Annotated in this window: 19 protein-coding genes; 11 read left to right on the top strand and 8 right to left on the bottom strand. The window is 58.0% G+C overall.

The window, feature by feature from the left end; genetic code table 11:
- The first annotated feature begins 26 nt into the window (after positions 1-26).
- Positions 27-488, top strand: a complete 462-nt coding sequence (locus AC0V6K_RS03450) for a cupin domain-containing protein (RefSeq protein WP_472624812.1) — start codon at positions 27-29, stop codon at positions 486-488.
- Positions 489-501: 13 nt separating this feature from the next.
- Positions 502-1,851, top strand: a complete 1,350-nt coding sequence (locus AC0V6K_RS03445) for a GntP family permease (protein ID WP_472624810.1) — start codon at positions 502-504, stop codon at positions 1,849-1,851.
- Here AC0V6K_RS03445 and AC0V6K_RS03440 read toward each other — a convergent pair.
- Both AC0V6K_RS03440 and AC0V6K_RS03435 read right to left on the bottom strand, forming a co-directional pair.
- Entirely contained in the window at positions 1,834-2,331 is a 498-nt protein-coding gene (locus AC0V6K_RS03440) for a gluconokinase (RefSeq protein ID WP_472624808.1), read from the bottom strand. The two genes, AC0V6K_RS03445 and AC0V6K_RS03440, sit on opposite strands and share 18 nt — an antisense overlap.
- A 6-nt stretch (positions 2,332-2,337) precedes the next feature.
- Positions 2,338-4,896 carry a glycoside hydrolase family 3 protein gene (locus AC0V6K_RS03435; RefSeq protein ID WP_472624806.1) on the bottom strand — a complete coding sequence of 853 codons (2,559 nt, stop codon included), beginning with the start codon at positions 4,894-4,896 and terminating at the stop codon, positions 2,338-2,340.
- Positions 4,897-5,022: 126 nt separating this feature from the next.
- Here AC0V6K_RS03435 and AC0V6K_RS03430 point away from each other — a divergent pair, with 126 nt between their 5' ends.
- The 4 genes from AC0V6K_RS03430 to AC0V6K_RS03415 are packed head-to-tail and all read left to right on the top strand — an operon-like array spanning position 5,023 to position 9,544.
- Positions 5,023-6,054: an SMP-30/gluconolactonase/LRE family protein gene (locus AC0V6K_RS03430; RefSeq protein WP_472624804.1), complete on the top strand. Its 1,032-nt coding sequence runs from the start codon at positions 5,023-5,025 to the stop codon at positions 6,052-6,054.
- Positions 6,055-6,106: 52 nt separating this feature from the next.
- A complete protein-coding gene (locus AC0V6K_RS03425; protein ID WP_472624802.1) occupies positions 6,107-7,453 on the top strand; it encodes an MFS transporter in 1,347 nt (448 codons plus the stop codon).
- 8 nt (positions 7,454-7,461) lie between these two features.
- On the top strand, positions 7,462-8,514 hold the full coding sequence (locus AC0V6K_RS03420; RefSeq protein WP_472624800.1) for a LacI family DNA-binding transcriptional regulator: 1,053 nt from the start codon (positions 7,462-7,464) through the stop codon (positions 8,512-8,514).
- A 25-nt stretch (positions 8,515-8,539) separates the two neighbouring features.
- On the top strand, positions 8,540-9,544 hold the full coding sequence (locus tag AC0V6K_RS03415; RefSeq protein WP_472624798.1) for a glycoside hydrolase family 5 protein: 1,005 nt from the start codon (positions 8,540-8,542) through the stop codon (positions 9,542-9,544).
- Here AC0V6K_RS03415 and AC0V6K_RS03410 read toward each other — a convergent pair.
- The 6 genes from AC0V6K_RS03410 to AC0V6K_RS03385 are packed head-to-tail and all read right to left on the bottom strand — an operon-like array spanning position 9,541 to position 16,331.
- Entirely contained in the window at positions 9,541-10,392 is an 852-nt protein-coding gene (locus tag AC0V6K_RS03410) for a sugar phosphate isomerase/epimerase family protein (protein ID WP_472624796.1), read from the bottom strand. The two genes, AC0V6K_RS03415 and AC0V6K_RS03410, sit on opposite strands and share 4 nt — an antisense overlap.
- Positions 10,389-12,098: a GMC oxidoreductase gene (locus AC0V6K_RS03405; protein WP_472624794.1), complete on the bottom strand. Its 1,710-nt coding sequence runs from the start codon at positions 12,096-12,098 to the stop codon at positions 10,389-10,391. Before AC0V6K_RS03405 ends, AC0V6K_RS03410 begins: the two co-directional genes overlap by 4 nt.
- Positions 12,099-12,128: 30 nt before the next feature.
- Entirely contained in the window at positions 12,129-12,671 is a 543-nt protein-coding gene (locus tag AC0V6K_RS03400; RefSeq protein WP_472624792.1) for a gluconate 2-dehydrogenase subunit 3 family protein, read from the bottom strand.
- The gene (locus AC0V6K_RS03395; RefSeq protein WP_472624790.1) at positions 12,668-14,077 is read right to left on the bottom strand and encodes an MFS transporter; all 1,410 of its coding nucleotides are present in this window, start codon (positions 14,075-14,077) and stop codon (positions 12,668-12,670) included. The genes AC0V6K_RS03400 and AC0V6K_RS03395 overlap by 4 nt, the downstream gene beginning before the upstream one ends.
- 23 nt (positions 14,078-14,100) lie before the next feature.
- Entirely contained in the window at positions 14,101-15,159 is a 1,059-nt protein-coding gene (locus AC0V6K_RS03390) for a sugar phosphate isomerase/epimerase family protein (protein WP_472624788.1), read from the bottom strand.
- Positions 15,156-16,331: a Gfo/Idh/MocA family protein gene (locus AC0V6K_RS03385; protein ID WP_472624786.1), complete on the bottom strand. Its 1,176-nt coding sequence runs from the start codon at positions 16,329-16,331 to the stop codon at positions 15,156-15,158. Before AC0V6K_RS03385 ends, AC0V6K_RS03390 begins: the two co-directional genes overlap by 4 nt.
- Before the next feature lie 161 nt (positions 16,332-16,492).
- Here AC0V6K_RS03385 and AC0V6K_RS03380 point away from each other — a divergent pair, with 161 nt between their 5' ends.
- The 5 genes from AC0V6K_RS03380 to AC0V6K_RS03360 all read left to right on the top strand — a co-directional run bounded on the left by AC0V6K_RS03380 (position 16,493) and on the right by AC0V6K_RS03360 (position 25,335).
- Entirely contained in the window at positions 16,493-18,019 is a 1,527-nt protein-coding gene (locus AC0V6K_RS03380) for a tryptophan halogenase family protein (protein WP_472624784.1), read from the top strand.
- Entirely contained in the window at positions 18,016-19,035 is a 1,020-nt protein-coding gene (locus AC0V6K_RS03375) for a tryptophan 7-halogenase (RefSeq protein WP_472624782.1), read from the top strand. The genes AC0V6K_RS03380 and AC0V6K_RS03375 overlap by 4 nt, the downstream gene beginning before the upstream one ends.
- Complete coding sequence (locus AC0V6K_RS03370; protein ID WP_472624780.1) at positions 19,032-20,564, top strand: tryptophan halogenase family protein; 1,533 nt, start codon at positions 19,032-19,034, stop codon at positions 20,562-20,564. The genes AC0V6K_RS03375 and AC0V6K_RS03370 overlap by 4 nt, the downstream gene beginning before the upstream one ends.
- On the top strand, positions 20,561-22,078 hold the full coding sequence (locus tag AC0V6K_RS03365; protein ID WP_472624778.1) for a tryptophan halogenase family protein: 1,518 nt from the start codon (positions 20,561-20,563) through the stop codon (positions 22,076-22,078). The genes AC0V6K_RS03370 and AC0V6K_RS03365 overlap by 4 nt, the downstream gene beginning before the upstream one ends.
- Positions 22,079-22,230: 152 nt before the next feature.
- Positions 22,231-25,335 carry a TonB-dependent receptor gene (locus tag AC0V6K_RS03360; protein ID WP_472624776.1) on the top strand — a complete coding sequence of 1,035 codons (3,105 nt, stop codon included), beginning with the start codon at positions 22,231-22,233 and terminating at the stop codon, positions 25,333-25,335.
- The last annotated feature ends 90 nt before the right edge of the window (positions 25,336-25,425 follow it).

Genomic DNA, 25,425 nt, shown 5'->3' with positions numbered 1-25,425 from the left:
ATCTCTCAATTCGAGGGAGGGTTTTCATGACGTTGCGCAAGTTTGGAGCTGCTTTGGCGGCGCTGGTTTTGGTGGGGTGCAATCAGGCGGAGAGGGCCGAGAAGCCGACTGAAGCAACGGTCTCAACAGCTGTTCTGACCAACGAGACAGCCAAGACCACTTCCGAAGAATGGGGGGAATTCGTCGAGTACTTTGGCGGTGAAACCGAGGGATTGAGCGATCTCCTTTCCGGCACCGCCACGATCAAAGCGGGCCTCGAAATCCACCCTCCCCACAAGCACGCGGAGGAAGAGTTCCTCATGGTTCTCGAAGGCGAGGGCGAATGGAGCGTCGGAGGAAAGACCTTCAGGGCCAGCGCCGGGGACATGCTCTACGCCGCAGCGTGGGACGTCCATGGAATAAAGAACACGGGCGAGGAACCGCTGAAGTTCGTGTTCTGGAAAGCTCATCCGAAAGGCATGCCAGTCCCGACCGATCCTGCGGAGTGATCGGAGCGGCACAATGTCAGACTTTGCTGAATTCCTCACACAGTGGCGACCTCTGCTAGCGACCCTTGTCGGGGTCGGCGGTCTGCTGGCCATGATCCTTGTCCACCGAGTGAATGCGTTTGCTGCTCTTGTGGTCGCCGCTTTGGCAACCGGATTGCTGGCCGGGATGCAGCCGGATGCAGTGCTGGAGTCTGTCCAGAACGGATTTGCCGGCGTTCTCGGCTTTATTGCGGTGATCGTGGGTCTTGGCGCGCTTCTGGGCGTCTATCTGGAGGCGAGCGGCGGCGCTGCCGCATTGGCGCGGTCCCTGATTGGTAATCGTCCCGCGGGCCCGGCTGGTATTCTCATGGGATTCGTCGGCCTGATCATCGCGATCCCTGTCTTCTTTGACGTCGGGCTGATCCTTCTGTTTCCGCTGGTGAAGGCGCTCGCCAAACGGGCCGCAATGCCGGCGCTCTACTTCGGTCTGCCCCTGCTTGCTGGTCTCGCGACAGCCCATGCATTCATTCCGCCTACTCCCGGGCCGGTTGCAGTGTCAGAGATCCTCGGAGCGGACATTGGGCTTGTTATAGTCTGCGGACTGATCGCCGGTATCCCGGCCATGCTGATCGCTGGACCATACTACGCACGCTTCGCCGACGCTGCGGGGATATTGCCCATGCGTGAAGAAGAAACAGCGCCAACGGAGCAGCTTGAACATACGCAAGGGCTCGCTGTTCGCGCCGCGATGGCCATCGCCGTCCCGGTAGCTCTGATTGTCATTGCCGCTGTGGCCAAGCAATTGGGGGCGGAAAGCGCGTTTATCGGCTTCTTGGGGCATCCATTTGTCGCTCTGCTGATCGGCTGTGGCCTTGCCGCCGTGTTGCTCAAGCCCAACTCGGATGCGGATCAGGCGAAGCTGAAAGACGGTTTGACCAGGGCGTTCGAACCGACCGCTGTGATCCTGCTGGTCACGGGGGCAGGCGGTGCTTTCAAACAGGTGCTTGTCGATACAGGCGCTGGCACCATGATGGCAGAGGGGTTCCTTGCTTATGGCATGGGACCGGTCTTTGCAGGCTTCATCCTCGCGGCATTGGTCAGGGTCGCTCAAGGTTCAGCTACGGTCGCCATGTTGACAGCGGCGGGTCTATGCGCCCCGATTGCCGCAGCTGCGGGACTTGAAGGCTGGGATCTGGCGCGCGTGGTCATTGCGATTGCCGCCGGGGCAAGCGTGGTCAGCCACGTCAACGATTCAGGGTTCTGGCTGGTCTCGCGCTATTTCAACCTGACCGCAGGCGAAACGCTCAAGACCTGGACCGTAACGTCAACACTGGTCGGCTTGATCGGCTTTGTTGCTGTGCTGGCACTAGGCTTCATCGTTTAGGGCCGCGACCATCTGGGCGACAATTGTCGTCACTTCCTGATCCGCTTCAAGCCGCACTGCATCGCGTGGAGCCTTCAATGCCGCGAGCTGGCTGTCGAGTAAGCTTGGCGGCATGAAATGGTCGGTGCGAGAGCCCATGCGCTGTTCAAGGATATCGCGTGGGGCATCTAGCAGGAAAAAGTGAGGGACCCAGTCGGCGACGAGTCTAAGACGCTCCTGCACATAAGGCGTCAGTGCCGAGCAGGCCAAAACCACCCTCGAATTGGGGAGGGCGGACACCTCCACTTCGATCCGGTCGAGCCATGCCTCGCGATCCTGGTCCGATAGCGGCTGCCCTGCCGCCATCTTCTCGACGTTGCTGCGCGTGTGAAAGTCGTCGCCTTCGAGCATAGGAATGCCGAGCACGTCTGCCAGCGCGCGTGCGGTGGATGATTTTCCGCACCCGCTTGGCCCCATGATAACGATCAGGCGTTTTGCCATGCTGCTTTAGAAGTCGCAGGTCCGCTTCGCGTCAATATCCGGAGCGAGGCGGACTTCTGACAGGCCAATGGATGCGCGGCCTTCGGATGCCAGCAACAGACCCGTGCTGACTGCAGAGAGATTGGCGCCTAGGTCTTCAAAGCAGGCGAGCGAAAGGCGTACTTCCTGCCATTCTCTACTGCGGACACTTACGTTCAAGCCACCACCGCAATCACCGAAGCTTTCGCAGCCCAGCGCCACTTTGAGTGAAGCAGGTGCATCACCCAAATTGCGGACGAAGAAAGCAAGTTCCATTGATCCATTGCTCTGGCGGGTGAAGTCGACCGGCGCGTGGTTTCCGATCCGTACGAGCGGGCCGGATTGCATCCAGTCGATGCGCAGAGAATCCTCTTGTGCCAAACGATCGAGGCCCGAAAAGCTTAGAGCGCCCCCATCCCAGACGCTGGAGTTGAGACGCGTCTGAGTGCCTGCGACATTGCCGTAGAGCGACCAGGGATTGGGCGCCTTCCCTGCTGTGAACAGGACATCGCCCGACGCGTTGGCATTGGCATCCACGCCAGAGACTTCGGACAGAGCAGCCAACGGTGTTTTGTCGGCGTAAGTAAGGCCAAAGCCATATGGGAAAAGCGGATCATATCCATCTGTGCCGATGTTTAGCGTCGCTTGATCCGCGCGTTTCGGCCACGAGAAGGCAAGCTTCCCACTGAAATCGAACGAAGGGTCGCGCTTGAAAAGCAGGTCGCTGACGCCGCCGCCTTCACTGCCCGGCAGCCACGCGGCGACAAACGCATCTGAAGCGTTGATTTCAGGATTCACCCACATCGGCCTGCCTGAAAGGAAAACGGAGACGACCGGCATGCCGCGCTCGCGATATTTCGACAGAAGCCCTGTGTCGAAAGCATCATTCTCGAAATCAAGGTGCGGACGATCGCCTTGAAACTCGGCATAGGCATCCTCGCCATAGACCGCGATCACGACATCAGCGGAGTGATTGCCGGTGCCGGCCTCATCGAACACGACCGTTCCGCCAGCCGCTTCGACGGTTTCCTTGATCCCTGCCAGAATGGTCTGCCCACCCGGGAATTCATCATTGGTGTGCGTGCCGCCTTGCCATGACAGCGTCCATCCGCCCGATGCCTTGGCAATGCTGTTTGCGCCGTCGCCAACCACGAGCACTTTCTTACCCGCTTCAAGGGGCAGGATGCCTTCATTGTTCTTGAGCAGCACCATCGATTTGCGCACCGCTTCGCGCGCGATTGCCTTGTGCTGCTCGCTCGCCAGAAGGGCGGTGTTACCCGCATCCGCACGTGTGCTGGGCGCGCCGCGATCGAACAGACCATAGTTCAGCTTGACGCGCAGAATACGGCGCACGGCATCATCCAGACGCGCCATGGAAATCTCACCCGATTTCACCTGGGCCAAAGTGTTTTCGTAAAGTCCGCGCCAGCTGTCAGGCGCCATGAACATATCGATCCCGGCGTTGAATGCCTGTGCGCAGCTGGTGTTCGAGCAGCCCGGAATTTGCCCGTGAGCGTTCCAGTCACTGACGACAAATCCGTTGAACCCCATCCGGCCCTTAAGCACGTCGGTGATCAGGCCTTTGTTGCCAGTCTTTTTGATTCCTTGCCAACTTGAGAAGGACACCATCACCGTCTGAGCATTCGCCTTAAGCGCGGGCAGGTATCCAGCGGTGTGAATGTCGCGAAGCTCTTCTTCGCTGATGCTAGCGTCACCCTGATCGCGGCCACCATCGGTCGCGCCATCGCCGGTGAAGTGTTTGGCAGCGGAGATGATCTTGCCCGGCGCCATGAAGTCACTTTCGCCATAGGTGCCCTGCAATCCCTGAACGATGCGATCGGAATAGGAAGCGACGAGGGCAGGGTCTTCGGAAAAGCCCTCATACCCGCGTCCCCAACGATCATCGCGAGGCACGGCGAGTGTCGGGGCGAAGGTCCAGTCATGTCCTGAGACAACCAATTCGCGCGCTGTCACAGCCATAATCCGTTCGATCAAATCAGGATCGCGTGCAGCGCCAAGGCCAACGTTGTGCGGGAAAACAGTCGCGCCGAGCAGATTGGCGTGCCCGTGCACAGCATCAATGCCCCAGATGATCGGAATGGCGATATCGACGCCTTCGGGATCGTTGGAGGCTTCCCAATATTCGTCGGCAGTCTTCAGCCATGTTTCGGCATCGGCATAGGGCAATGGACCGGGAGCCGAATTGCCTCCGCTCAGCACCGAGCCAAGCCGGTATTTCTTGACCTCTTCCGGCGTGACCGATGCCGAGTCCGCCTGCATCGTCTGACCGACTTTCTGTTCCAGCGTCATCTTCGCCATGATCGCGGTGATGCGCGCTTCGATCGCTGGATCGAGAGGAATGGGCTCAAGCTTTGGCCAGATTTCGGGCCGGATTGTTCCGGGTGCTGGCTCTGTCGCAGTGTTCGATGCAGCCGCGGGAGCAGTCGATTGAAGAGTTTGATCGGTGACACCACCGCTGCTTGCGCAGCCAGCGAGCAAGGCAGCCATCATGGGCGCCAAGACAGGTGCGAAACCGTATTGCGACATCTTTAAACCACTCCCTTGCGATGCACCTGACAGGCCGCACCGACTCTCAATCCGCCCTCAATGGTGACGTTTTTGACAAGGTTGTCAATATTGGAATATCAAGGGTCTGGGAGGAGTTGAATCATCATGCAGTTTTCGCGCAGAGCTATGCTCGCCGGGTCATCGGCTGTGCTCGCAGCAGGGTGCGCCGGAGTGCGGGCCGAAGCTCCGCAGGCCGATGTGGGCGTTTCGTTCGACGCGTTCGAAGATGGCATTGAACAGTTGGTTGACCGGCGGGCATCACCCCGTCTGCTTTCAACCGGGCATCTTTGGGCTGAAGGTCCCGCATGGGATGCGAGGCGAGGCAGATTGTACTTCACCGATGTGCCACGCAATCGCGCTTATTCCTGGTCTAAGGCGAAGGGTGATGCCGTATTCCTCGATCCATCGGGGGCATCCGCCTCCGAAACAAAGGGCATGCGCGAATCGGGAGCAAATGGGCTTCTGCTGGGCAGGTCTGGCGAGTTGCTCATCTGCAACCACGGGAAACGGGCCGTCGAAGCGCGCGATTTCGCCACCGGCAATCGCCGCGTTCTTATCGATAGATTTGAAGGCAAGAAATTCAACAGCCCCAATGATTTGATCGAGGCATCCGATGGCACGATCTACTTCACTGACCCACCCTATGGGTTAGAAGGGCTGAACCAGTCTCCGCTTAAAGAGCAAGACGCCAACGGGGTCTATCGTCTGAGCGCTGACGGCAAAGTTGCACGTTTTGTGGACGATATGACCTTCCCGAACGGGGCGGTGTTGTCGCCCGACGAACGCTGGCTTTATGTAAGCCAATCCGATCCCGACGCACCGTTGATCCGCCGGATTGATTTGCGGGCAAGCGGCGGGGTTGGACAAGGGGATCTATGGTTCGACGCGAAGCCTTTCATGCACAAAGTCGGCGGTTTGCCGGATGGCATGGCCGTGGCGACGACGGGCCATGTATTTTTGGCTGGTCCGGGCGGTGTTCTGGTCATCGATCCGGACGGCAATTGTCTTGGACGAATTTTCACCGGACGACCCAGCGCCAATTGTGCGTTTGGGGAAGATGGAAAGACGCTGTTTATCACCGCGCAGGACCGGCTTGTCGCGGTCCGTACCAAGGTAGCAGGGTTAGGGCGTTTCTGACTTGTCGGTTACGGCTAAACCCATTGCGCACAACACTGCGCGGACGCCCTTGATGCAGGGCGAAAAGATAAAGCGGCTGGCCGGGTATGGCATCGGCGATTTCGGCCTCAACATATATTGGCACAGCCTCTCTTTGATCCTGACATTCTGGTATGTCGAGGTGGTCGGTCTGGACCCAAAAGTCGCGGGCTGGATCTATGCGATCGGCCTGCTGTGGGACGCTATCTCTGACCCAGTTATTGCCTCCATCGCGGCGGCCAATCGGAGCCGCTACGGAATTTACAGACCATTCCTGTTGTTTGGCAGCTTCGCGCTGGGATCCAGCTTCACCCTTCTGTTCTGGAACCCGCCACTGGAAGGTTGGCTGCTGCTCGCCGCGTTAATCGGCGCAGGGATATTGTTCCGCACTTGCTACACGCTGGTTGCCGTTCCCTATTCGGCCCTTTCGGCACGGCTTACATTCAGCTCCGACGAGCGCGCGGAATTGTCAGGCGTTCGCATGTTCTTCGCTTTCTGCGGGATGCTGTGCGTGATGACGTTCGCATTCCCGCTCAGCCGTGCATTGGGTGACGGGAATGCGGTGTTCTCGAGCGATGGTTTCTTCTTTGCAGCAATGCTCGGCGCGGGCCTTGCGACTTGTGCCTTGGTGGCGTGTTTCTTCTCCATCAGGGAGCGTCCACCACCCGGAGGACAGGAACCTGACCGTGGCTGGAACCTGAGCACTTTTATCGATGCCTATCGCAGCAATGGAGCGCTGCGCTCGCTCATGCTGCTGCTGTTGGTCAACTCCGCCGCCGGGTCAATCTTGAACATCACTATGCTGTTCTACATCACAGCAAACGCGGCGGACTTTGCGGCTAAAGAAGTGATCCTGACGACATATGGGCTGGCGACCTTGGCGGGTACGCCGATCTGGACGATCGCAGTGCGTCGCATTGGCAAACGGAAAAGCTGGTTGATTGCAACATTGGTCGCCGCCTTTGCCGGTTTGACCTTGTTTGCAGCGGGCCCGTTCCTGATTTCCGGTGTGCCGATCCAGATCATCGCGTTTGGCTTTGCCAATTGCGCCTTTGCGATCATTATCTGGGCGCTGATTCCGGACACTGTGGAATATGGCCAGCATGCTTATGGCCGCCGGGATGAAGGCGCTGTGTTCGGGTCCAGCCTGTTCGTGCAAAAGGCGTCTGGCGGGCTGACCGGGTTGGGCGTTGGTTATCTGCTTTCGGCGATCGGTTACCAAGCGGATCAGGAGGTCCAAACTGCAGAAACGGCGGTGGCCCTTGGCCAGTTTATCGGTCTTGTGCCCCCCGCATTGCTATTCATCGCTTCAATTGCGCTGTTCCTTATGCCACTGACGCGTGATCTGCATGCTCGCATTGTTGACGAGTTATCGCGATAGAGGGGGCTATGGCGAAAACGAACTCTGGAAACTCGGCCAAAATGAAAGACGTGGCGGACCTCGCCGGCGTCTCGATCAAGACCGTGTCCCGCGTGCTCAACAACGAGCCGCACGTTCAGGAGAAGCTGCGGCGCAAGGTGCGCGAAGCGGCTGAAAAGCTTGATTACGTCCCCAGCCAGTCAGCCCGTTCGCTGCGTGGCAGCCGGTCGTATGACATCAGTCTGGTCTGCCACCTGGCTGGCAGTACCTACGTCAATTCGATCCAGTTCGGTGCGGTTATCGCCTGTCAGGATTTGGGCTATCAGCTTTCAATCAGCTTGCTGGAAAACCTTGGCAGCAAATCGATTCCAGAAATCAAGGCCGCGTTTGAAGGCGTCATGCGGCGGCGCAAGCCCGACGGAGTGGTGCTGCTTGCGCCTTATGCCAATGACGAGAAGATCGGCTTTGTCCTGAAGGATATGGGCATCCCCGTGGTGCGCGTAGGCCCAGTGGATTCGCAGAACAAGGGCCTGCTGGTCGAGATCGACGACTATCAGGCATCTATCGAAGTGGTGCAGCATCTGGTCGAGCTGGGCCACAAAAGCATCGGCTTCGTGCGGGGTAGCGAGGAACAGCGTTCAACACATGTGCGCTATTCTGGGTTCTCGGTCGCCATGGAGGCGGCGGGTCTCAAAGTGGATGAGAGCCTCGTTCGTCCCGGCACGTTCCAGTTTGAATCGGGATACGATGCGGGGCGATACTTCCTCGGGCTCGATGAACTGCCAACCGCGATATTCTCTTCAAACGATGACATGGCGGCGGGGATTGTCGCTGCGTTGCAAGAAGGCGGGCTTAACGTGCCCGATGACGTTTCCGTCGTCGGGTTCGACGATGCTGACATCGCAACACGGATGCGGCCGTTCTTGACCACGATACGTCAGCCGTTGAGCGATCTGGGTGCGAATGCAGTGCGTGAGTTGGTGGCTGCGTTAAGCGAGCCGAATAAGAGCGCGGCGCACCGCATTGTGCTTGACCACGAATTTGTTCTGCGCGGAACCACTGCACCACCGCGCAAAAGCTGAGAAATGGGATAATGGGAGAACATCGATGAGACATCTTCTGACTTTGACAACGTTGCCATTAGCGTCGTTGCTCGCAGCATCGGCGCCCGCTCTGGCGGAAGAAGCGCCCATCGCCGCAGATTTCCAGATGAAGCGCTGTGTGAATATGGGCAACGCGCTGGAGGCGACCAAAGGCGAAAGCTGGGGCCGTCTGTATGAAGAGGCGGATTACAAGCGCATAAAAATGGCCGGCTTCGACACGGTTCGCATCCCCATGCGGTGGAGCGACTACACAGGGCCAGCCCCCGAATACATGGTCGACCCAGCCTTTGCCGAGCTCGCTGACAACAACATCAAGTGGGCGCTGGCGCATGGCCTGAACGTGATCATCAACATTCACCACTTTAACGAGCTGATGGATGATCCGGCAACCAACACCGCGCAGTACCTTGCCCTGTGGGAGCAGATTGCCGCGCGCTATGCCGATCAGCCGGGCACGGTTTGGTTCGAGGTGCTAAATGAACCGCACAAGAACCTGAAAGGCGCAGAGATGCGCACGCTTCAACGCAAAGGTATTGAGATAATCCGCAAACAAAACCCCACACGCATCGTCATGTTGGGTGGTGAGGAATGGTCAGGAATCCGGACGCTGGGAAGCAATTACTACAGCGAAGATCCGAACGTGATCTACACGTTTCATTACTACGACCCGTTCAATTTCACCCACCAGCAAGCAAAATGGCTTGGCGATGCCATGCCGAAGGGAAAGCGTGGCTGGGGGTCAAGGCAAGACAAGGCCGAATTGGCACAAGCTGTCGAAACGGCTGCCGCGTTTCGAGAGGCCACAGGCAAGCCCATCTTCCTCGGTGAGTTTGGAGCCAACGCGCCAATCGATAACAAGCAACGCGTCAAATGGGCAGCGGCGGTGAAGACCGCGATGGAAGAAGCCAATATCCCGTGGTGCCTCTGGTCATACGACAACACCTTTGCCCTCTATTCCAAGGGAAAGGGCTGGGACAAAGCGATGTTGAAGGCGCTTACGTCCGACTAGGTCATGAGGTGCGTGTAGCCCCGCCCGACCGAAACCAAGGGGTCGGCGGGGTTGTCATGCTCGATGTAGAAGCGCTCGATTCCTTCCATCTGAGCGAGGGGTAGGAGTTGCTTGAAATCGATCGTCCCATCGCCGACGGAGACCATCTCGCCAGCGGCATCGCGATCCTTGATATGGCATGAAGTGAAGCGGCCCGGTGCTTGCTTGAAGATTGCGAGCGGGTCTTTGCCGGCTTCGGCAACCCAGAAGAAATCCAGCTCCATTGTTACCAAGCCGGGATCGGTGCGTTCGAGCAGGATATCGTAACCGGTCGTCCCGTCTTGTTCGATGAACTCGAATTCGTGGTTGTGATACCCGATCATCTTGCCGGCAGTTTTGGCTTCCTCACCCCGCTTGTTGAGCATGTCAGCCAATGCGCGATATTTGTCAGGAGTGCGTTCCTCTTCGGGAATCCAGCCGAGGTATAGCCGGTCCTGTCCAAGAGCCTCTGCCGCCTCTAAATCGGCACCAATGCCCTCTTGGACGGCGGGTAACCGGATATGCGCTGATCGACTGACCAGCCCATTATCATCCAGCATTTTGCGGACGTCGCTTGCCTTGTAGTCGAACAGGCCGGCGGTCTCGCAATCCTTCACACCGATTTCGGCGAGTGCCTTCAGCGTGGCGCTGGCGTCCTTCTCGAACATGTCGCGCACCGTGTAGAGCTGCACGCCGAGGAGATCGGTGTAGTCACTAGCGGTTTCCTGTTCCTCGGCGCTCTCTTGCGGCGCGGAGCAACCAGCAATCATCCCAAGTGAAAGAAGCGAAGAGCCTGCGACGAAGCCGCGGCGGTTGATTTGGATGGTCATGCGAGGACGCCTTCTTTCATTTGGGTGGCCGCGTAGTCCACGGCGCGTGCGGTGAGAGCCATGAAGGTGAGCGATGGGTTTTGGCAGGCGACCGATGCGAATGCCGATCCGTCCGTGGCGAAGACATTGGGAACATCGTGGCACTGATTGAACTTGTTGAGCACTGACTCGCTTGGGTCATTGCCCATGCGCGCACCGCCCATTTCGTGAATGCAATGTCCGGGAATGGCCTCGCCCTCGAAGGGCTCGATATCCACCGCTCCTGCCGCTTTCAGCATGTCCACAGCATCGCGCTTCATCGCCACGCGCATCTTCTTCTCGTTCTCGCCCCAGCGCACATCCATATGGACTTGCGGAATACCCAAGGGATCGGTCTTGGTCGGATGAAGGGTCACGCGGTTGTCAGCACTCGGCAGTTGTTCGCCGAAAGCTTGCAGGCGCAGGTACCAGTCTCCTGGCTGGCGCAGCTCCTCTTTCAGACCGGCGCCAAAGCTGTTTTCGCCGAGCGAACGGGTCCACGAAGACCGGCTGCTTGATCCCTGATAGCCAAAGCCGCGCAGGAATTCGCCATCAGTACTGTTGTCGAGGTTGGTATAGCGCGCGACATAAATGCCATTGGGTCGACGGCCGGCAAAGTAGTCTTCTTCAAAACCAGGCATCCGCCCCATCGCCCCGATGCGGGTGTGATGGTCCATGATGTAGCGTCCCAACACGCCGCTGGAGTTTGCAAAGCCGTCTGGAAACCGGTCCGATGTCGAATTGAGCATCACCTGAATTGTGCCGACCGTAGAGGCACACAGGAATATCACTCGAGCAGTGATGTCCTGCCTTTCCTTGGTCTTGCGGTTGACAACCCTGACACCTGTCGCTCGGTTTGAATCCGCGTCATAAAGGATGCGCTCCACCATGCTGTCGGGCATCAGCGTCATGTTGCCCGTTCGCTCAGCGGCGGGCAGGGCACCCGAGACACTCGAATAATAGCCGCCATAGGAGCAGCCACGCTCACACTGATTGCGGAACTGGCATGTGCCTCGTCCGAGCTCCTGTTGCTCTTTTGTGGGGGCGGTCAAATGCGCCGCCCGGCCAATCATGAAACGGCGATCGGGGAATTCGCCCTCAATGCCAGCCTTGGCCGCTTTCTCGACACAGGTCATGTCCATCGGCGGCTGAAACACGCTGTCGGGAAGCTGCGGGAGCCCTTCTTCCGAACCGCTGATACCGACGAAGCGCTCAACCTGTTCGTACCACGGGACAAGATCGGCGTAGCGGATCGGCCAATCATTGCCATGGCCATCGGCTTTGTTTGCGCTGAAATCCATTTCGCTCCAGCGGTAGCTCTGGCGCGCCCACATCAGTGATTTGCCGCCCACTTGATCGCCGCGCAGCCATGCGAATGGTGCGCCATCAGCCTCTGAATAGGGGTTTTCGCGATCGTTGATGAAGAAGTTGCGTGTACTTTCGCGGAAGGCGTAGCAGGTCTGCTGCTTGTGGTAGTCGCTGTCGGCCAGCTTGGGATCGACCCGGTCGCGGAACTCCATGTCCCACGGTTCCATATTTTCGCCGACATAATCGACACCGCGCTCGGTTTTCTTGCCCCGCTCGAGAACGAGCGTTTTCATTCCGCGCTCGCAGAACTCCTTCGCGGCGATCCCGCCGGACATGCCGGAACCGACAACGATGACATCGAAATTTTCACTGCCTGACATGGTGTGTGAGTATCCTGCGTTGGGGAGGGATTAGACGCCGCGATCGAGCCAGGCGCGGCCGATTTCGGTGAGAGGAACACAGCCGTCATAGCGACCGGGCAACTCTTCGTAGGCCAGTTCTTCGGTGGCAACTTCGGACGTGTAGAAGCCGAAGATCGCCATATCGCGCAGCTGCTGAAAGGTGGCCTTACCGGCGTCGCTTTCGCTGGCTTCATTGAGGTTTGCGAGGATGGCGTCTTGTCCATCAGCGTCTGCCGTCAGGAAGCCAGCATCGGCGATGGTACTCAATCCGGTCGCAAAGTCGCGCTGCTGATCTTCGGTGAAATGCTGTTCGTACACGGCAGCGATGTATTCGGGCACTTTGGCGGCCAAGGCTCCGGGCGTATCGGTTGCCGGAATGACCCGGTCAGCGACTGCCGAAATCAGGTCCATATGATCGACCAACGTGGGCGGAGCAGAAGAGCATCCGCCAAGGCTGACCAGCGCGGGAAGAGCGATGACTGCGCCGGCCACCGTGACGCTTCCCCGCAAGAGCGTGCGTCTATCCATCGAAGGTGTGTCTTGCTTCGTCATTGTGGCTTGTCCGCCGAATTTTCGATCTGTTTTCGAGCAAGATAGAACGCTGCGAAAATGGCGATCAGGATCATGGGAAAGTAAACGAGCTGCGACAGGGCACCTTGCCCGGCAGCCACTTCAACGGCTGTGCCTTCAAGCCCACTCGCCTCAGCATTGGCTCTTGCGCTGTCGATCCACCCGCCGATGATCGGGTTCCAGATTGTGAGGGCGAACATTCCAGCGGCCCCGACAAGGCTCATGCCCAAAGCGCCAGAGCGGGGCACATATTGCGCCGTCACGCCAATCATGGTTGGCCAGAAATAGCAGACGCCCACTGCAAAGATTATTGCAGAGACATACACCATCACCCCGCTGGCTGATGCCATCAGGAACAGGCCTAGCGTCGTCAGAATGGCGCTCATCAGCAGCACGCCAATGGGGTTAAGTGCATGGATAAGCGGGCCCGCGAAATAGCGACCGAGCGCCATGATCCCCGTTACCATACCCAGCACAATCATCGCCTGTCCGGGAAGGTTGCCCAATTGCGCTCCAAGGATGCGATCGACCCATTGCTGCGTCCCCAGCTCCGATGTGGCGGTCACGCTCATGATCGCCATCAAGGCAATCAGAAGCAGAGCATCACGCGCGCGACCCGAGCGGAACAGCATGAGCAGGAATGTCAGACCCAGCACCAAGAGCAACGGCAGAACAAAGGTTCCCGGTAGCCCCGCGACCAGATCATTTGGTGTGCCGATCAGGACCAGCAGGCCCAGAATGGCGCTCATCAAGACTACGCCCTTCGCGTCGAGATCAACGCTTCGCTCTTCCTCCGTCAAATCGGGGAACTGCGTGGTGAAAACCATAAAGCCGTAAATCGCAGTCGGGATCAGCATCACAGCGATCTGTGGCTGCCAACCAATTCCGGCATTGGTCATGATGTACGAAACCACCGCTCCGATCACGATCCCTCCGGGGAACCAGACATGGAAGCGGTTGAGCCATTTCGTCTTCTCTTCCTGATAAAGATCAGCGACCAGAGGATTGCAGGCCGCCTCCACCGATCCGTTCGCAAAACCGATAAAGAACGTGGAGATCAATAGCCCCAAAAACCCATCGGCCAAGATCGTCAGGACAAGCCCGAGCAGGTGGCCCAGAAACGCCATGATCATAATCAGCCGGGGACCGAGCTTGTTGTAGAGAAAGCCGAACACCACCATCGCCAAGGGGAAACCCAGAAACGCCATGCTGTTGACCCAGCCAAGCTGAGTGTCGCTGAGCGCAAATTCGTCGGACAGTTGTGTCAGGATGCCTGCGCGAATAGCGAAGGTCATCGCGGTTACGATCAACGAAATGCAGCTGAGCCAGAACAGCCGGTTCCGATCGGTCCCAACTGAGGCGCCGGAGCTCAATGATGCGGTTGCCATAAATTCCTTCCCTATCGCTGTGATCAGCGATCAATGCCGAGCGCGCGGCGCAATGTTGGTTGATCGACATCGCCGCCTGCAAAATCGTCAAAGGCGTATTCGGTCGGTCTGATGATGTGGTCTGCGATGAAGGGCGCGCCCTCGGCAGCGCCTTGCTCCGGATGCTTGAAACAGCATTCCCATTCGAGCACCGCCCAACCGTCAAACCCGTATTTGGTCAGCTTGCTGAAAATCTGGCGGAAATCGACCTGTCCGTCGCCAAGCGAACGGAAGCGGCCAGCGCGGTCCTGCCATCCTTGATACCCGCCATACACACCAGTGCGTGCATCAGGGCGGAACTCGGCGTCTTTGACGTGAAAAGCTCTGATCCGCTCATGATAGCGATCTATGAAGGCCAGATAATCCAGCTGCTGCAGGACGAAGTGGCTGGGATCGAACAGGATGTTGGCGCGGGGGTGGTTGTCGACCGCACCGAGGAACATCTCGAACGTTGCGCCATCGTGCAGATCTTCTCCAGGATGGATTTCGTAGGCGCAATCGACCCCGTTTTCTTCGAACACGTCGAGGATCGGACGCCAGCGTCGTGCAAGCTCGGCAAAGCCTTCTTCGACCAGTCCGGCGGGACGCTGTGGCCACGGATACACAAGGTGCCACATCAACGCGCCCGAGAAACTGGCATGCGATTGAAGACCCAGCCGCCGCGAGGCAATTGCCGCCTTTTTGACCTGATCGACAGCCCATTCCTGACGCTCTGCGGGCTTGCCGTGTAATGCGGGCGGAGCAAATGCATCGAACAATTCGTCATAGGCAGGATGGACAGCCACCAATTGGCCCTGAAGATGGGTCGAAAGCTCGGTGATGGCGAGGCCGTGTTCGGCGCAGCGGCCCGTAAGCTCGTCGCAATAATCCTGGCTTTCCGCCGCCAGATCGAGGTCCATACAGCGCGGATCGTTGGACGGAATTTGGACGCCCTTATAGCCTAGAGAGGCGACCCATTCGCAGATGTTATCGAGCGTATCGAATGGAGCTTTGTCGCCCATGAACTGGGCGAGAAAAATGGCCGGGCCGCGAAGTTCCTTCATGCCAGCAATCCTTTGGTATCGGGTCCTGAGGTGGGCGCCTTCACATCCGTCCAGGCGCCGCCATTCTCGCTGCTGGCTACGGCCGCTTCGAGAAAGGCCATACCGCGCAGCGCTTCTGCAATCCCGGGCACACCGTATGATGAGGCCGACATGTCATCACGGATCGCGCGGGCGAAGTCGCGATAGAGATTGGCGAAGGCCTCGACATACCCCTCCGGATGGCCTGATGGCAGGCGACAACGGGCAAGGGCCTCGTCGCAAAGGGGTTTATCGATTCCGGCGCGGTGGATGATGCTGGTGCCATCGCCGCGGTGCTCCGTTAGCGTGTTCGGCTCCATTTGGCGCCAATGAAGCCCGCCATTCGCGCCATAGACGCGGATTGAAAGGTCATTCTCATCTCCGGCGCACACCTGACTGGAGATCAGGGTGCCGGTCGCGCCGTTTTCCAGCGTGAAGGCGATCTCTCCGTCATCATCCAGCGGGCGGTTCGAGAAATGGCTGCGCAAGCGTGATGACAGGGTATCCATGCGGGAATTTGCGATGAACTCTGCAAGGCTATGGGCATGGCTGCCAATGTCGCCCAATGAGCCCGCTGGGCCAGCCAAAGCGGGATCAACACGCCAAGCCGCCTGCTTGCTGCCTTCGGCCTCTGCCGCCGAAGCGAGCCAGCCTTGCGTGTAGGAAACGATCACTTTGCGGATCGGTCCGAATTCCGGCTGGCTGGCGATGTGCCGCGCCTGCCAAACCATCGGATAGCCCAAATAGGTATGTGTCAGGCCGTACTGAGTATTGGAGTGAGCAAGCACTTCGGCGAGCTCTTCCACCTCGGCGAGGCTAACCCCCGCTGGCTTGTCCGACATCACATGCAGGCCGGATTGCGCCGCACCTTTGGCCATCGGCACGTGCAGATGATTGGGTGTCACAATCGAAATGCAGCGTGCGCCGTCAGCCCGCGCAGTTTCGTCTCTCAGAAGAGACTCGTAATCTGAATAGCATCGGGCAGGATCAAGTCCGAGTTGAGACCCGGTGTCGCGGCAGTTTTCCGCATCACGGCTAAAGGCGCCCGCGACCAGATCGATCTGCCCGTCCAGCGCAGCCGCCATGCGATGCACCGCGCCAATAAAGGCACCGTTACCACCGCCGATCATCGCCATTTGCAGGCGTGCAGACATAGAGTGCTCCCTCCCAAGAACATCCCTTTCATTGCAATCTTGTCTTACGTTGTCAATTTGTATTACAAGAACAGCAGCGCAAAGGACCATGTGTTCACAAGACTGCAATTGACATCGGCGGACCGCATGCGATCTTGGCGCTTGGGATAGAGGAGAGAGGCGTGCCACCGGGCGCCGCGGATAGATCAATCAACCATGTAGTCGTGGTCGGCGGGGGAACCGCTGGCTGGATGACGGCTGCCGGACTGGCGAGTATGCTCGGTCCAACGGGCTTGCAGATCACTCTGATTGAAAGCGAAGCGATTGGTGTCGTCGGCGTCGGCGAAGCTACTCTGCCGCATATCAAGCAGTTCAACGACACGATCGGCGTGGACGAAGCCGAGTTCATGGCGGCGACATCTGCCACGTTCAAACTGGGCATTGAATTCGTCAATTGGGGCCGCAAAGGCGACAGCTACATCCACCCATTCGGGGAGTTCGGTCTGCCCAATGATGGCGTGGCGTTTCACCAATATTGGCGCAAATTCGCCGATGCTGAATCCACCGGTCCGCTCGACGATTATTCGCTTCCAGTGATCGCCTGCCGACAAGGCAAGTTTCAGCCACCCAGCGATGATCCGCGATCTGTCTTGTCCACTTACCGCTACGCGTACCAATTCGATGCGCTGCAATATGCGCCTTTCATGCGGGCCCATGCAGAAAAGCGCGGGGTGACCCGGGTCGAAGGCAAGGTGGTGGATGTAGGAGTGGATGGTGAGAGTGGGGCGGTCACGGCGCTTACGCTCGACGATGGCCAGTTGATTGAAGGCGATCTCTTTATCGATTGCACCGGCTTTTTCGGATTGCTGATCGAGAAGACGCTCCAGACTGGATATGATGATTGGAGCAATTGGCTTCCGGCGGATCGTGCCGTTGCCGCGCCTTGTGAAAGCGCTGGGCCATTGCTTCCCTACACGCGGGCTACGGCGCATGAAGCGGGGTGGAGTTGGCGAATTCCGCTGCAACACCGCACGGGCAACGGGCATGTCTATTCCAGTCAGTTCCTTTCCGATGATGCCGCGCATGACACGCTCGTTTCCAACCTAGAGGGTCAGCCTCTCGCAGATCCGCGTGTGCTGCGCTTTGTAACGGGTAAGCGCCGTAAGCTGTGGAACCGCAATGTGGTGGCGATTGGCCTATCAGGCGGGTTTCTCGAGCCGCTGGAATCGACCAGCATTTACCTGATCCAGGAAGGCATCACAAAGCTGTTGGAGCTGTTTCCCGACACGCAAGACTGCGACGTGGAAATTGCCGAATACAATCACTGGATGGACCTGCAGTTCGAACGGATCCGAGACTTCCTGATCCTGCATTACAACGCGACCGAACGCGATGATTCCGACTTTTGGAACCATATGCGCACCATGCAGGTGCCCGACAGTCTGCGCGAACGGCTGGATCTGTTTCACGCACATGGCCATGTGTCAGCATATGAGCACGGCCTGTTTCTGGTCCCGAGCTGGATTGCTGTCTTGATCGGGCAGCGGTCCATGTCTGATGGATACGACAGCCGCGTTGATCGCTTGGATGATGGGCAAGTCCGTCAACATCTCGCTGGCCTCAAAGCGCATATGGAGAAAGCCGCTTCCAGCATGGAAGACCATGAAGCCTTCCTGCGGCGCTACACCAAGTTGAGCGAAGCCGCATGACTGTCAGGCCGATAATGGTGCGCGGGCCGGCGATGCGGGTTGGTATCATCGGTGCCTACCTTGCCGCCAGAGCGCTCCGTAAAGGGATGGAGATTTTCCTTGATCCCAAGGCTGAGGATGACGGCAAGGTGCTTTTGCGGCCTGACTTTGCTCGCTTTCATGCCGAGGTCGGGATCGAAGCAAAAGTGCAAGGCCAAGCCCAGTCTGTTCTTGCGACCACGGTCCGATCTCATGTTGGTGATGTGAGCCTGCCTTTCTCACCGTTTGGCCTCGCCAATGGCGGCGTGGAATTCCATCATTATTGGAAGCGCGCGAGCGGATTGTCTCAGCAACCAAAACTGAGCGCGTATTCGCTTGCGCTTGCCTTAGAAGGGCGCGCGCATTCTACGGATTTGTCGCGCCTGCCTCTTGTGGTCGGCACGCGGATCGACAGGTCGACTTACGCGAACTTGCTTCTGGATGAGGCGCAGGCGCGCGGTGCCAAGCTGATGACCGACGACACGCAGAGCGAAAGCCCTGATGGCTTAGTGATCGACTGCTCTGAATCGGATCACCCGCCGCTTTGGAAAGACAGCCTTATCCGTGTTGCAAGCGAAAGCGACATAGACGGGCTGGAGGCCCTCACAGCCCTGAACGCCGCAAAGCGTCTGGTCGGATTATCGGGTGATGTCAGCGCAAGAGGCGCCGAAGTCGTGGAGTACAATCGGCTGACGCAGGGTGAGGTCGAACGCATCGCCGATATGCGCGAGCTGTTGATGGGCGAGGACCCTCGCATGGTTCAAAGCCCAACTTTGAAGCGCAAGGTCGATCTGTTTGAAGCCTGCGGGCGCATTCCAACGGAAGACTTTGAAGTGTTCACTCCGCCCGAATGGCTGGCGGCACTAATGGCGCGAGGCGTGATGCCGCGCCGCTATGATCGGATCGCAAACCTTATGCCCGAAAGCGACCTGCTCAACTGGCTGTCTGCCCTTCGTCAGCAGATTGTGCAGATCGCCGTCAAAGGAGTTGCCGCATGAGCAATCGGCCTATCAAGCGCGTGGTCATTGCCGGCGGCGGCACTGCTGGCTGGATGACTGCAGCGGCCTTGGCCAAAATGATCATTCCTTCGGGTGTTTCGGTGACTTTAGTGGAATCCGAAGCGATCGGGACTGTCGGTGTTGGCGAGGCAACGATCCCGCCGATCGCCAAGTTCAATGCTCAGCTCGGCATTGATGAGAACACCTTCGTCAAAGAGACGCAGGGTACCTTCAAACTGGGCATCGAGTTTGTCGATTGGGGCGGGCTGAACGAACAGTATTTCCATCCATTCGGACGCTATGGATTCGATCTGGAAGGCGTGGATTTTCACCAGTTCTGGCTGCGCTCGCGCGGGCTGGGTGAAGCTGCCGGTTTGGAAGACTATTCACTCAATTCGAAGGCCGCTTACGCCGGAAAGTTCCTGAAGCCGGAAGCCGATCATGGGCAGGTGATCGGGCAAATTGGCTATGCTTATCATTTTGACGCGTCGCTCTACGCCGCGTTCCTCCGGCGCTTTGCTGAGGGGAAGGGCGCGGTCCGCATTGAGGGACGGATTGAGCAGGTCGAGCAAGACAGTGAAAGCGGCCTGATCGCGGCTCTTCAACTTGATGGCGCGCGCCGTGTGGAAGGCGACCTGTTTATCGACTGCACCGGGTTTCGTGGCCTTTTGATTGATGGCGCATTTGGCTCTGAACATGTCGATTGGATCCATTGGCTGCCTTGTAATCGGGCCGTCGCCGTCGCCTCCGAGAAGCATGGCGATCCCGTGCCCTACACACGCTCAACAGCGCGCGAAGCCGGGTGGCAGTGGCGCATTCCGTTGCAGCACCGGACTGGCAACGGTCATGTCTATTGCGATGAGCATATGAGCGCCGAGCGGGCCGAGGAGGTTCTGCTATCTAACCTTGATGGCGCCCCGATTAGTACGCCCAATCACCTGCGCTTTCGCACCGGCCATCGCCAGCAGTTCTGGGCCGGAAACTGTGTGGCGATTGGTCTTTCATCGGGCTTTCTCGAGCCGCTGGAATCCACCAGCATCCACCTGATTCAGATGGGCATTGCAAAGCTGGTCGCTTTGTTTCCCGGATCGGCGGAGGCTGCGGGCGAACGAGCGGAATACAACCGCCTGATGACCGATGATTTCACGCATATCCGTGACTTCCTCATTCTCCACTACAAGGCGACGAAGCGCGATGATGCGCCTTTCTGGGACTACGTCCGCAATATGAGCATACCTGACAGTCTTGAGCGCAAGCTGGAGCTGCTGAAATCACGCGGGCGCTTCTTCAAATATGATGCGGAACTGTTTGACCTGACCAGTTGGCTCGCTGTGGCAGAGGGACAGGGTTGGGGGCCAGAAGGTCACAGTCCCGTTGCCGAGCGGCTAAGCGAAACCAACCTCAACCAGAGCCTGTCCAATATGCGCGATGTTTACACCAAGACAGCGGCGGCGATGCCCAGCCATCAGGCGTATATTGATCGCTTCTGCAAAGCCGAAGCCGCCTCGATCAAGGCGAACGCCGCGTGAGTGCGCAGGTCCTCGATCGCGTTGTCATTGTTGGCGGCGGAACCGCCGGTTGGATGACTGCGGCAGCGCTCGGCCATGTGCTTGAAGGGTCTCCGACCAAAATCACGCTGATCGAGTCCGAAGCCATTGGAACGGTCGGCGTCGGGGAAGCCACCATCCCTCCGATCATTGCCTACAACACCATGCTTGGCATTGATGAGGACACTTTCGTTCGTGAGACGAACGCGACATTCAAGCTCGGCATTGAGTTCGTCGATTGGCTGGAACTGGGTCACAGCTACATCCATCCGTTCGGCGATTTCGGCCACGATTTTGATGCCATTCCGTTTTACCAATACTGGCTTCACCGCAATCTGGCTGGCGAGAAGGATGACTTGTTCGCCTATTCTTTGATGGTTCAGGCGTGCCGGTACGAGAAGTTCATGCGGCCGGTGAAAGACCGCCCGCAATCCGCCTATGCCGGTATCAATTACGCCTTTCAGTTTGACGCCTCGCTTTACGCTGCATTCCTTAGACGTTTTGCCGAGGCCAAAGGTGTCGAGCGGATCGAGGGGAAGATCGAGACCGTCAATCAGGACGCTGACACAGGCTTTGTGACTTCGGTGGCGCTGGAGTCCAAGCAGGAGATTGAAGGCGACTTCTTCATAGACTGTTCCGGTTTCAGGGGGCTGTTAATCGAGCAGGCTCTGCAAACCGGATATGAAGACTGGCGCAAATGGTTGCCATGCGATCGCGCGGTGGCGATCCCGTGTGAAAGCAACGGTTTTGCTATTCCCTACACACGGGCCACGGCGCGCGAAGCCGGTTGGCAGTGGCGCATCCCCCTTCAGCATCGCACCGGTAATGGTCACGTCTATTGCAGCGAATTTATGGATGACGACACCGCAGAGACCATACTTCGTGGCAATCTCGATGGTGCTCCGATAGCCGACGCCAACCGCATTCGGTTTATGACCGGCCACCGCAAGAAGTTCTGGAACAAGAACGTTCTCGCACTTGGCCTTGCGGCGGGCTTTATGGAGCCGCTGGAATCGACCAGCATCCATCTGGTGCAGACGAGCCTTGCGCGCCTGCTGACCCATTTCCCCGACAAACGCTTTAACGCGCCCGATATCGATGCGTTCAACGCGCGCACACTCAAGGAGTATGAGCGCGTGCGGGATTTCCTTGTGCTGCACTACACGGCAACAAAGCGAGACGATTCCGAATTCTGGCGTCATTGCCAGACCATCGAACAGCCAGAGGAGCTGAAACGGCGCATCGCCCAATTCCGTGAAGGCGGGCGAATATTCGAAGAACCGAACGACGTTTTTGGCACCGCGAGCTGGCTGGCGGTGATGTATGGACAGGGCATCGAACCCAAAGCCGCAAACCCGCTTATTGCGAAGCTGCCGATGTCGAGAATCGACTCGATTGTGCGGCAAATTGGGGCAACAATTGATAACGCGGCCAAAGAAATGCCATCGCATCGCGCGTTTATCGAGAAAAATTGCCAAGCTAATACAATAAATTAAATTTCGCCTGTGGCCATTCTGCAAGCCTACGAACAACTTTTGACAATTCACGTTGACAACGGTGTCAAGATTGGGTCAAATCAGGATAGAGAAGATTGTGTTTCCCGGTTATGGGATGCATTGGGGAGGGAAAATTGACAAAGAAGGCTCGCATGAGCGCCATTAGTGGCGACGTTTCGAAGGTTCTGCTTTCGAGTGTTTCAACCTTGGGCTTGCTCACGGCAGCCCCTGCATTTGCGCAGGACGTGGACGAAGATCCCGAAACGCAGGCGCAAGAGGAAGGTGAACCGATTATCGTCACCGGCCTGCGTGAATCGCTGGCTTCGTCGCAGGCGCAAAAGCGTAATGCGGACACGGTTGTCGATGTTGTGACCGCATCGGACATCGGCGCACTGCCCGACCGTTCGGTCTCTGAGGTCCTTCAACGCGTTCCCGGCGTCAGCGTTCTTCGCTTCGCAGGCGTCAACGATCCCGACCACTTTGCCGTTGAAGGCAGCGGCGTAAACGTTCGCGGCCTTCCCTTTGTTCGTTCCGAACTGAACGGGCGCGACGCTATTGCTGCAAGCAGCAGCGGTGTGCTGGGCTTTGAAGACGTTTCGCCAGAACTGCTTGGCAGCGTCGTTGTTTTCAAGAACTCTTCGGCCGACCTTATCGAAGGCGGCATGGCGGGCACGATTGACCTGCGCACGCGTCTTCCTTTCGATCAGAGCGGTCTGGTTGTCGCGGGTTCGATCGAGGCCAACTATGGCGACCTTCGTGAAGAGTGGTCACCATCTGGTTCGTTCCTGATCTCCAACACGTGGGACACAGCCGCTGGTCGCTTTGGTCTGCTCGGAAACATTGCCTACAGCGAGCTGCTCTCGCGCGCAGATGGCACCGGTCTTGTCGATTTTGTCGAAACCGCAAACGGCTTTGTTCCATCGGGCGGCAGCATTCGCACCCAGGAATTCGATCGTGAACGCCTGACGATGGCGGCGGCTGCGCAGTTCGAGACAAATGACGGTCGCTGGCTTGCCACGGCTCAGTTCCTGCGGTCAGATTCCGATCTGGTCTGGGGCGAGAACGTGTTCGAAACTGCTGCAGACGGTGCGGGCGCGCGTTCTAACCTTGATGCAAGCGATTTCACATTTGACCAAAACGGCATCTTCACCAGCGGTACGATCACTGACAACTCGCAATGGCGCGGCCCCAACGCTGCGGCGTCGCTGCTCGGTTCGACCGGTGGCCAGCAGCTGGCTCTCGATCGTCAACGTGCTGAGAACGACATTACCGAAGACTTCGGCTTCAACCTGAAGTTCTCGCCCACTGACAATCTGCGTTTCAACTTCGATGCGCAGTATATCAGTTCGACGACCGATGTGACCGACATAACGGTTCACCGTTCGATCTTTGCGCCTCTCTTCATTGATGGCCGGACCGGATCTGTTCCGAGCATCGAATACATCACACCCCCGGGTGAAGGCACCGACTACTTTTCCGATCCGAGCAGCTATTTCATCCGCTCGGCCATGGATCATCGCACTGAAAACGAAGCGGAATCGCTCGCCTTCCGTGGTGATGTTGAATACGATTTCTCAGGCGATGGCTGGATTAAATCGGTCCGTGCCGGTGTCCGTTATTCGCAAGAAGAATTTGAACTGCGTCAGTCGGACTTTAACTGGGGTAACATCTCGGAAGTCTGGAGCGGTCGCACGTTCAACGGTGGCGGACCTCTGCTCCTGGCAGGTGGTAATGCCGATGCGTCAATCGACGCTCTGGTAGCGCCGCTGTTTGGGACTGCTGATTTCAGCAACTATCAGCGTGGCTTGCCAACCGGTCTGGGCGGCCCAGTGCCGGCCTATGTCGGCCCGTTCGCGTCTGATTATGCTGGGTTTGAGACCACTTTTAACAACATCCTGAACGCCATCGGCGGCAGCCCGTCAGGCTGGACTCCGCTGGCTGGCCGTGCGGGTGTCATCCCGGGTACGCCATATCTGCCGAGTGAAATCGGTTCGATCGAACGCGACAACTTTGCAGCTTATGCCCGGGTGGACTTCGGCACTGACGAAGGTCAGGATGTGGTTCTAACCGGTAACATTGGTCTGCGCTATGTTCGCACCGATCGCAGCGTGGACTCCTCGCTCACGGTGAACAGCTTTGCGCAGTTCTTCCCGTTTGCAAACCTTTGCGATCCGGCCTTCACGCCAACCGATCCCTCGTTCACAATCCCGGATTTCTGTAATCTGGATCTGGTCGGGCTCGAAGCGGCGCTGGGCAATGGCTTTAATATCAGCCGGACGGTGTCACGCGATTATGATGAGTTCCTGCCAAGCTTGAACCTCAAGCTTGATATTCCGGGCGGTCATGTGCTGCGTACTGCGATTTCGAAATCATTGACGCGCCCCGGCGTGGACCAGCTGAACGAGCGCGTTGTGCTCCAGACGGTAACTGGCCCGGCAATTTCCGATGGTTCAGGCGGTACGATCAATCCGTTCGCCGGATTTGTCGGCAGCGCGACGGGCAATGCATCGCTCGCCCCGCAAACGGCATGGAACTTCGATATCTCGTGGGAATGGTATTTCAGCCGGACCGGTTCGCTTACGGTTGCTGGTTTCCATAAGGAAATCGACAACTACATCGCGTTCGCTCCGGTCGCTGTTACGATCCCTGCGGACGATGTGCCCGCTGACTTTGTCACAAACGGCGATATCAACCCGCTGCTTCGCAACACCGAGGTCAACTCGACAGAGAATGCAAGCGTTACCGGCTTCGAAGTTGCGTACCAGCAATTCTACGACTTCCTGCCGGGCTTCCTGAGCGGCTTGGGTGCACAGTTTACGTACACCTACATCGACTCCGAAGGGGTGGATAACCAGCTTGATCCGTCGATACCGAGCGATGATCCGCCAGCTGCGCGTTTTGCCATCGACGCAGGGATCTTCCCGCGCATCTCACGGCATAACATCAACGCGGTTGCTCTCTACGAGAAGGGCCCTGTCCAAGCACGTGTCGCGTATAACTGGCGCAGCGAATTCCAGCTGACACCGCGCGATGTGATCTTCCCGTTTGCGTCGATCTATCAACCGGCCACCGGTCAGTTGGATGCGTCGCTCTTCGTTGATCTGACCGACAACATCAAAGTCGGTGTGCAGGGTGTGAACCTGCTCGATGACATCACGGAAACAACGCAGACGGCAAATGATGCTGGGGTGCAGGCACCGCGGAATTACTTCCGTAACGACCGGCGCTACACCTTGATCCTTCGCGCCAACTTCTAAACCCCGGAAACCGCATGGTTTCCTCTCCAGGGACGCCCGGTCGACATGAGTTGGCCGGGCGTTCTCGTATCTGGATCAAAGCGCCGATCC

Source organism: Erythrobacter sp. S43 (assembly GCF_057364955.1).
The sequence above is the reverse complement of the archived record's forward strand: the minus strand, read 5'-3'. Positions and strand labels throughout refer to the sequence as shown.

What these genes read in the sequence shown, in the direction of transcription:
- AC0V6K_RS03450 (WP_472624812.1), top strand. Translation starts at nt 27, where the DNA reads ATGACGTTGCGCAAGTTTGGAGCTGCTTTGGCGGCGCTGGTTTTGGTG.
- AC0V6K_RS03435 (WP_472624806.1), bottom strand. Translation starts at nt 4,896, where the DNA reads ATGTCGCAATACGGTTTCGCACCTGTCTTGGCGCCCATGATGGCTGCC.
- AC0V6K_RS03440 (WP_472624808.1), bottom strand. Translation starts at nt 2,331, where the DNA reads ATGGCAAAACGCCTGATCGTTATCATGGGGCCAAGCGGGTGCGGAAAA.
- AC0V6K_RS03360 (WP_472624776.1), top strand. Translation starts at nt 22,231, where the DNA reads ATGAGCGCCATTAGTGGCGACGTTTCGAAGGTTCTGCTTTCGAGTGTT.
- AC0V6K_RS03385 (WP_472624786.1), bottom strand. Translation starts at nt 16,331, where the DNA reads ATGTCTGCACGCCTGCAAATGGCGATGATCGGCGGTGGTAACGGTGCC.
- AC0V6K_RS03445 (WP_472624810.1), top strand. Translation starts at nt 502, where the DNA reads ATGTCAGACTTTGCTGAATTCCTCACACAGTGGCGACCTCTGCTAGCG.
- AC0V6K_RS03370 (WP_472624780.1), top strand. Translation starts at nt 19,032, where the DNA reads ATGAGCAATCGGCCTATCAAGCGCGTGGTCATTGCCGGCGGCGGCACT.
- AC0V6K_RS03375 (WP_472624782.1), top strand. Translation starts at nt 18,016, where the DNA reads ATGACTGTCAGGCCGATAATGGTGCGCGGGCCGGCGATGCGGGTTGGT.
- AC0V6K_RS03405 (WP_472624794.1), bottom strand. Translation starts at nt 12,098, where the DNA reads ATGTCAGGCAGTGAAAATTTCGATGTCATCGTTGTCGGTTCCGGCATG.
- AC0V6K_RS03395 (WP_472624790.1), bottom strand. Translation starts at nt 14,077, where the DNA reads ATGGCAACCGCATCATTGAGCTCCGGCGCCTCAGTTGGGACCGATCGG.
- AC0V6K_RS03425 (WP_472624802.1), top strand. Translation starts at nt 6,107, where the DNA reads ATGCAGGGCGAAAAGATAAAGCGGCTGGCCGGGTATGGCATCGGCGAT.
- AC0V6K_RS03400 (WP_472624792.1), bottom strand. Translation starts at nt 12,671, where the DNA reads ATGACGAAGCAAGACACACCTTCGATGGATAGACGCACGCTCTTGCGG.
- AC0V6K_RS03430 (WP_472624804.1), top strand. Translation starts at nt 5,023, where the DNA reads ATGCAGTTTTCGCGCAGAGCTATGCTCGCCGGGTCATCGGCTGTGCTC.
- AC0V6K_RS03420 (WP_472624800.1), top strand. Translation starts at nt 7,462, where the DNA reads ATGGCGAAAACGAACTCTGGAAACTCGGCCAAAATGAAAGACGTGGCG.
- AC0V6K_RS03415 (WP_472624798.1), top strand. Translation starts at nt 8,540, where the DNA reads ATGAGACATCTTCTGACTTTGACAACGTTGCCATTAGCGTCGTTGCTC.
- AC0V6K_RS03390 (WP_472624788.1), bottom strand. Translation starts at nt 15,159, where the DNA reads ATGAAGGAACTTCGCGGCCCGGCCATTTTTCTCGCCCAGTTCATGGGC.
- AC0V6K_RS03410 (WP_472624796.1), bottom strand. Translation starts at nt 10,392, where the DNA reads ATGACCATCCAAATCAACCGCCGCGGCTTCGTCGCAGGCTCTTCGCTT.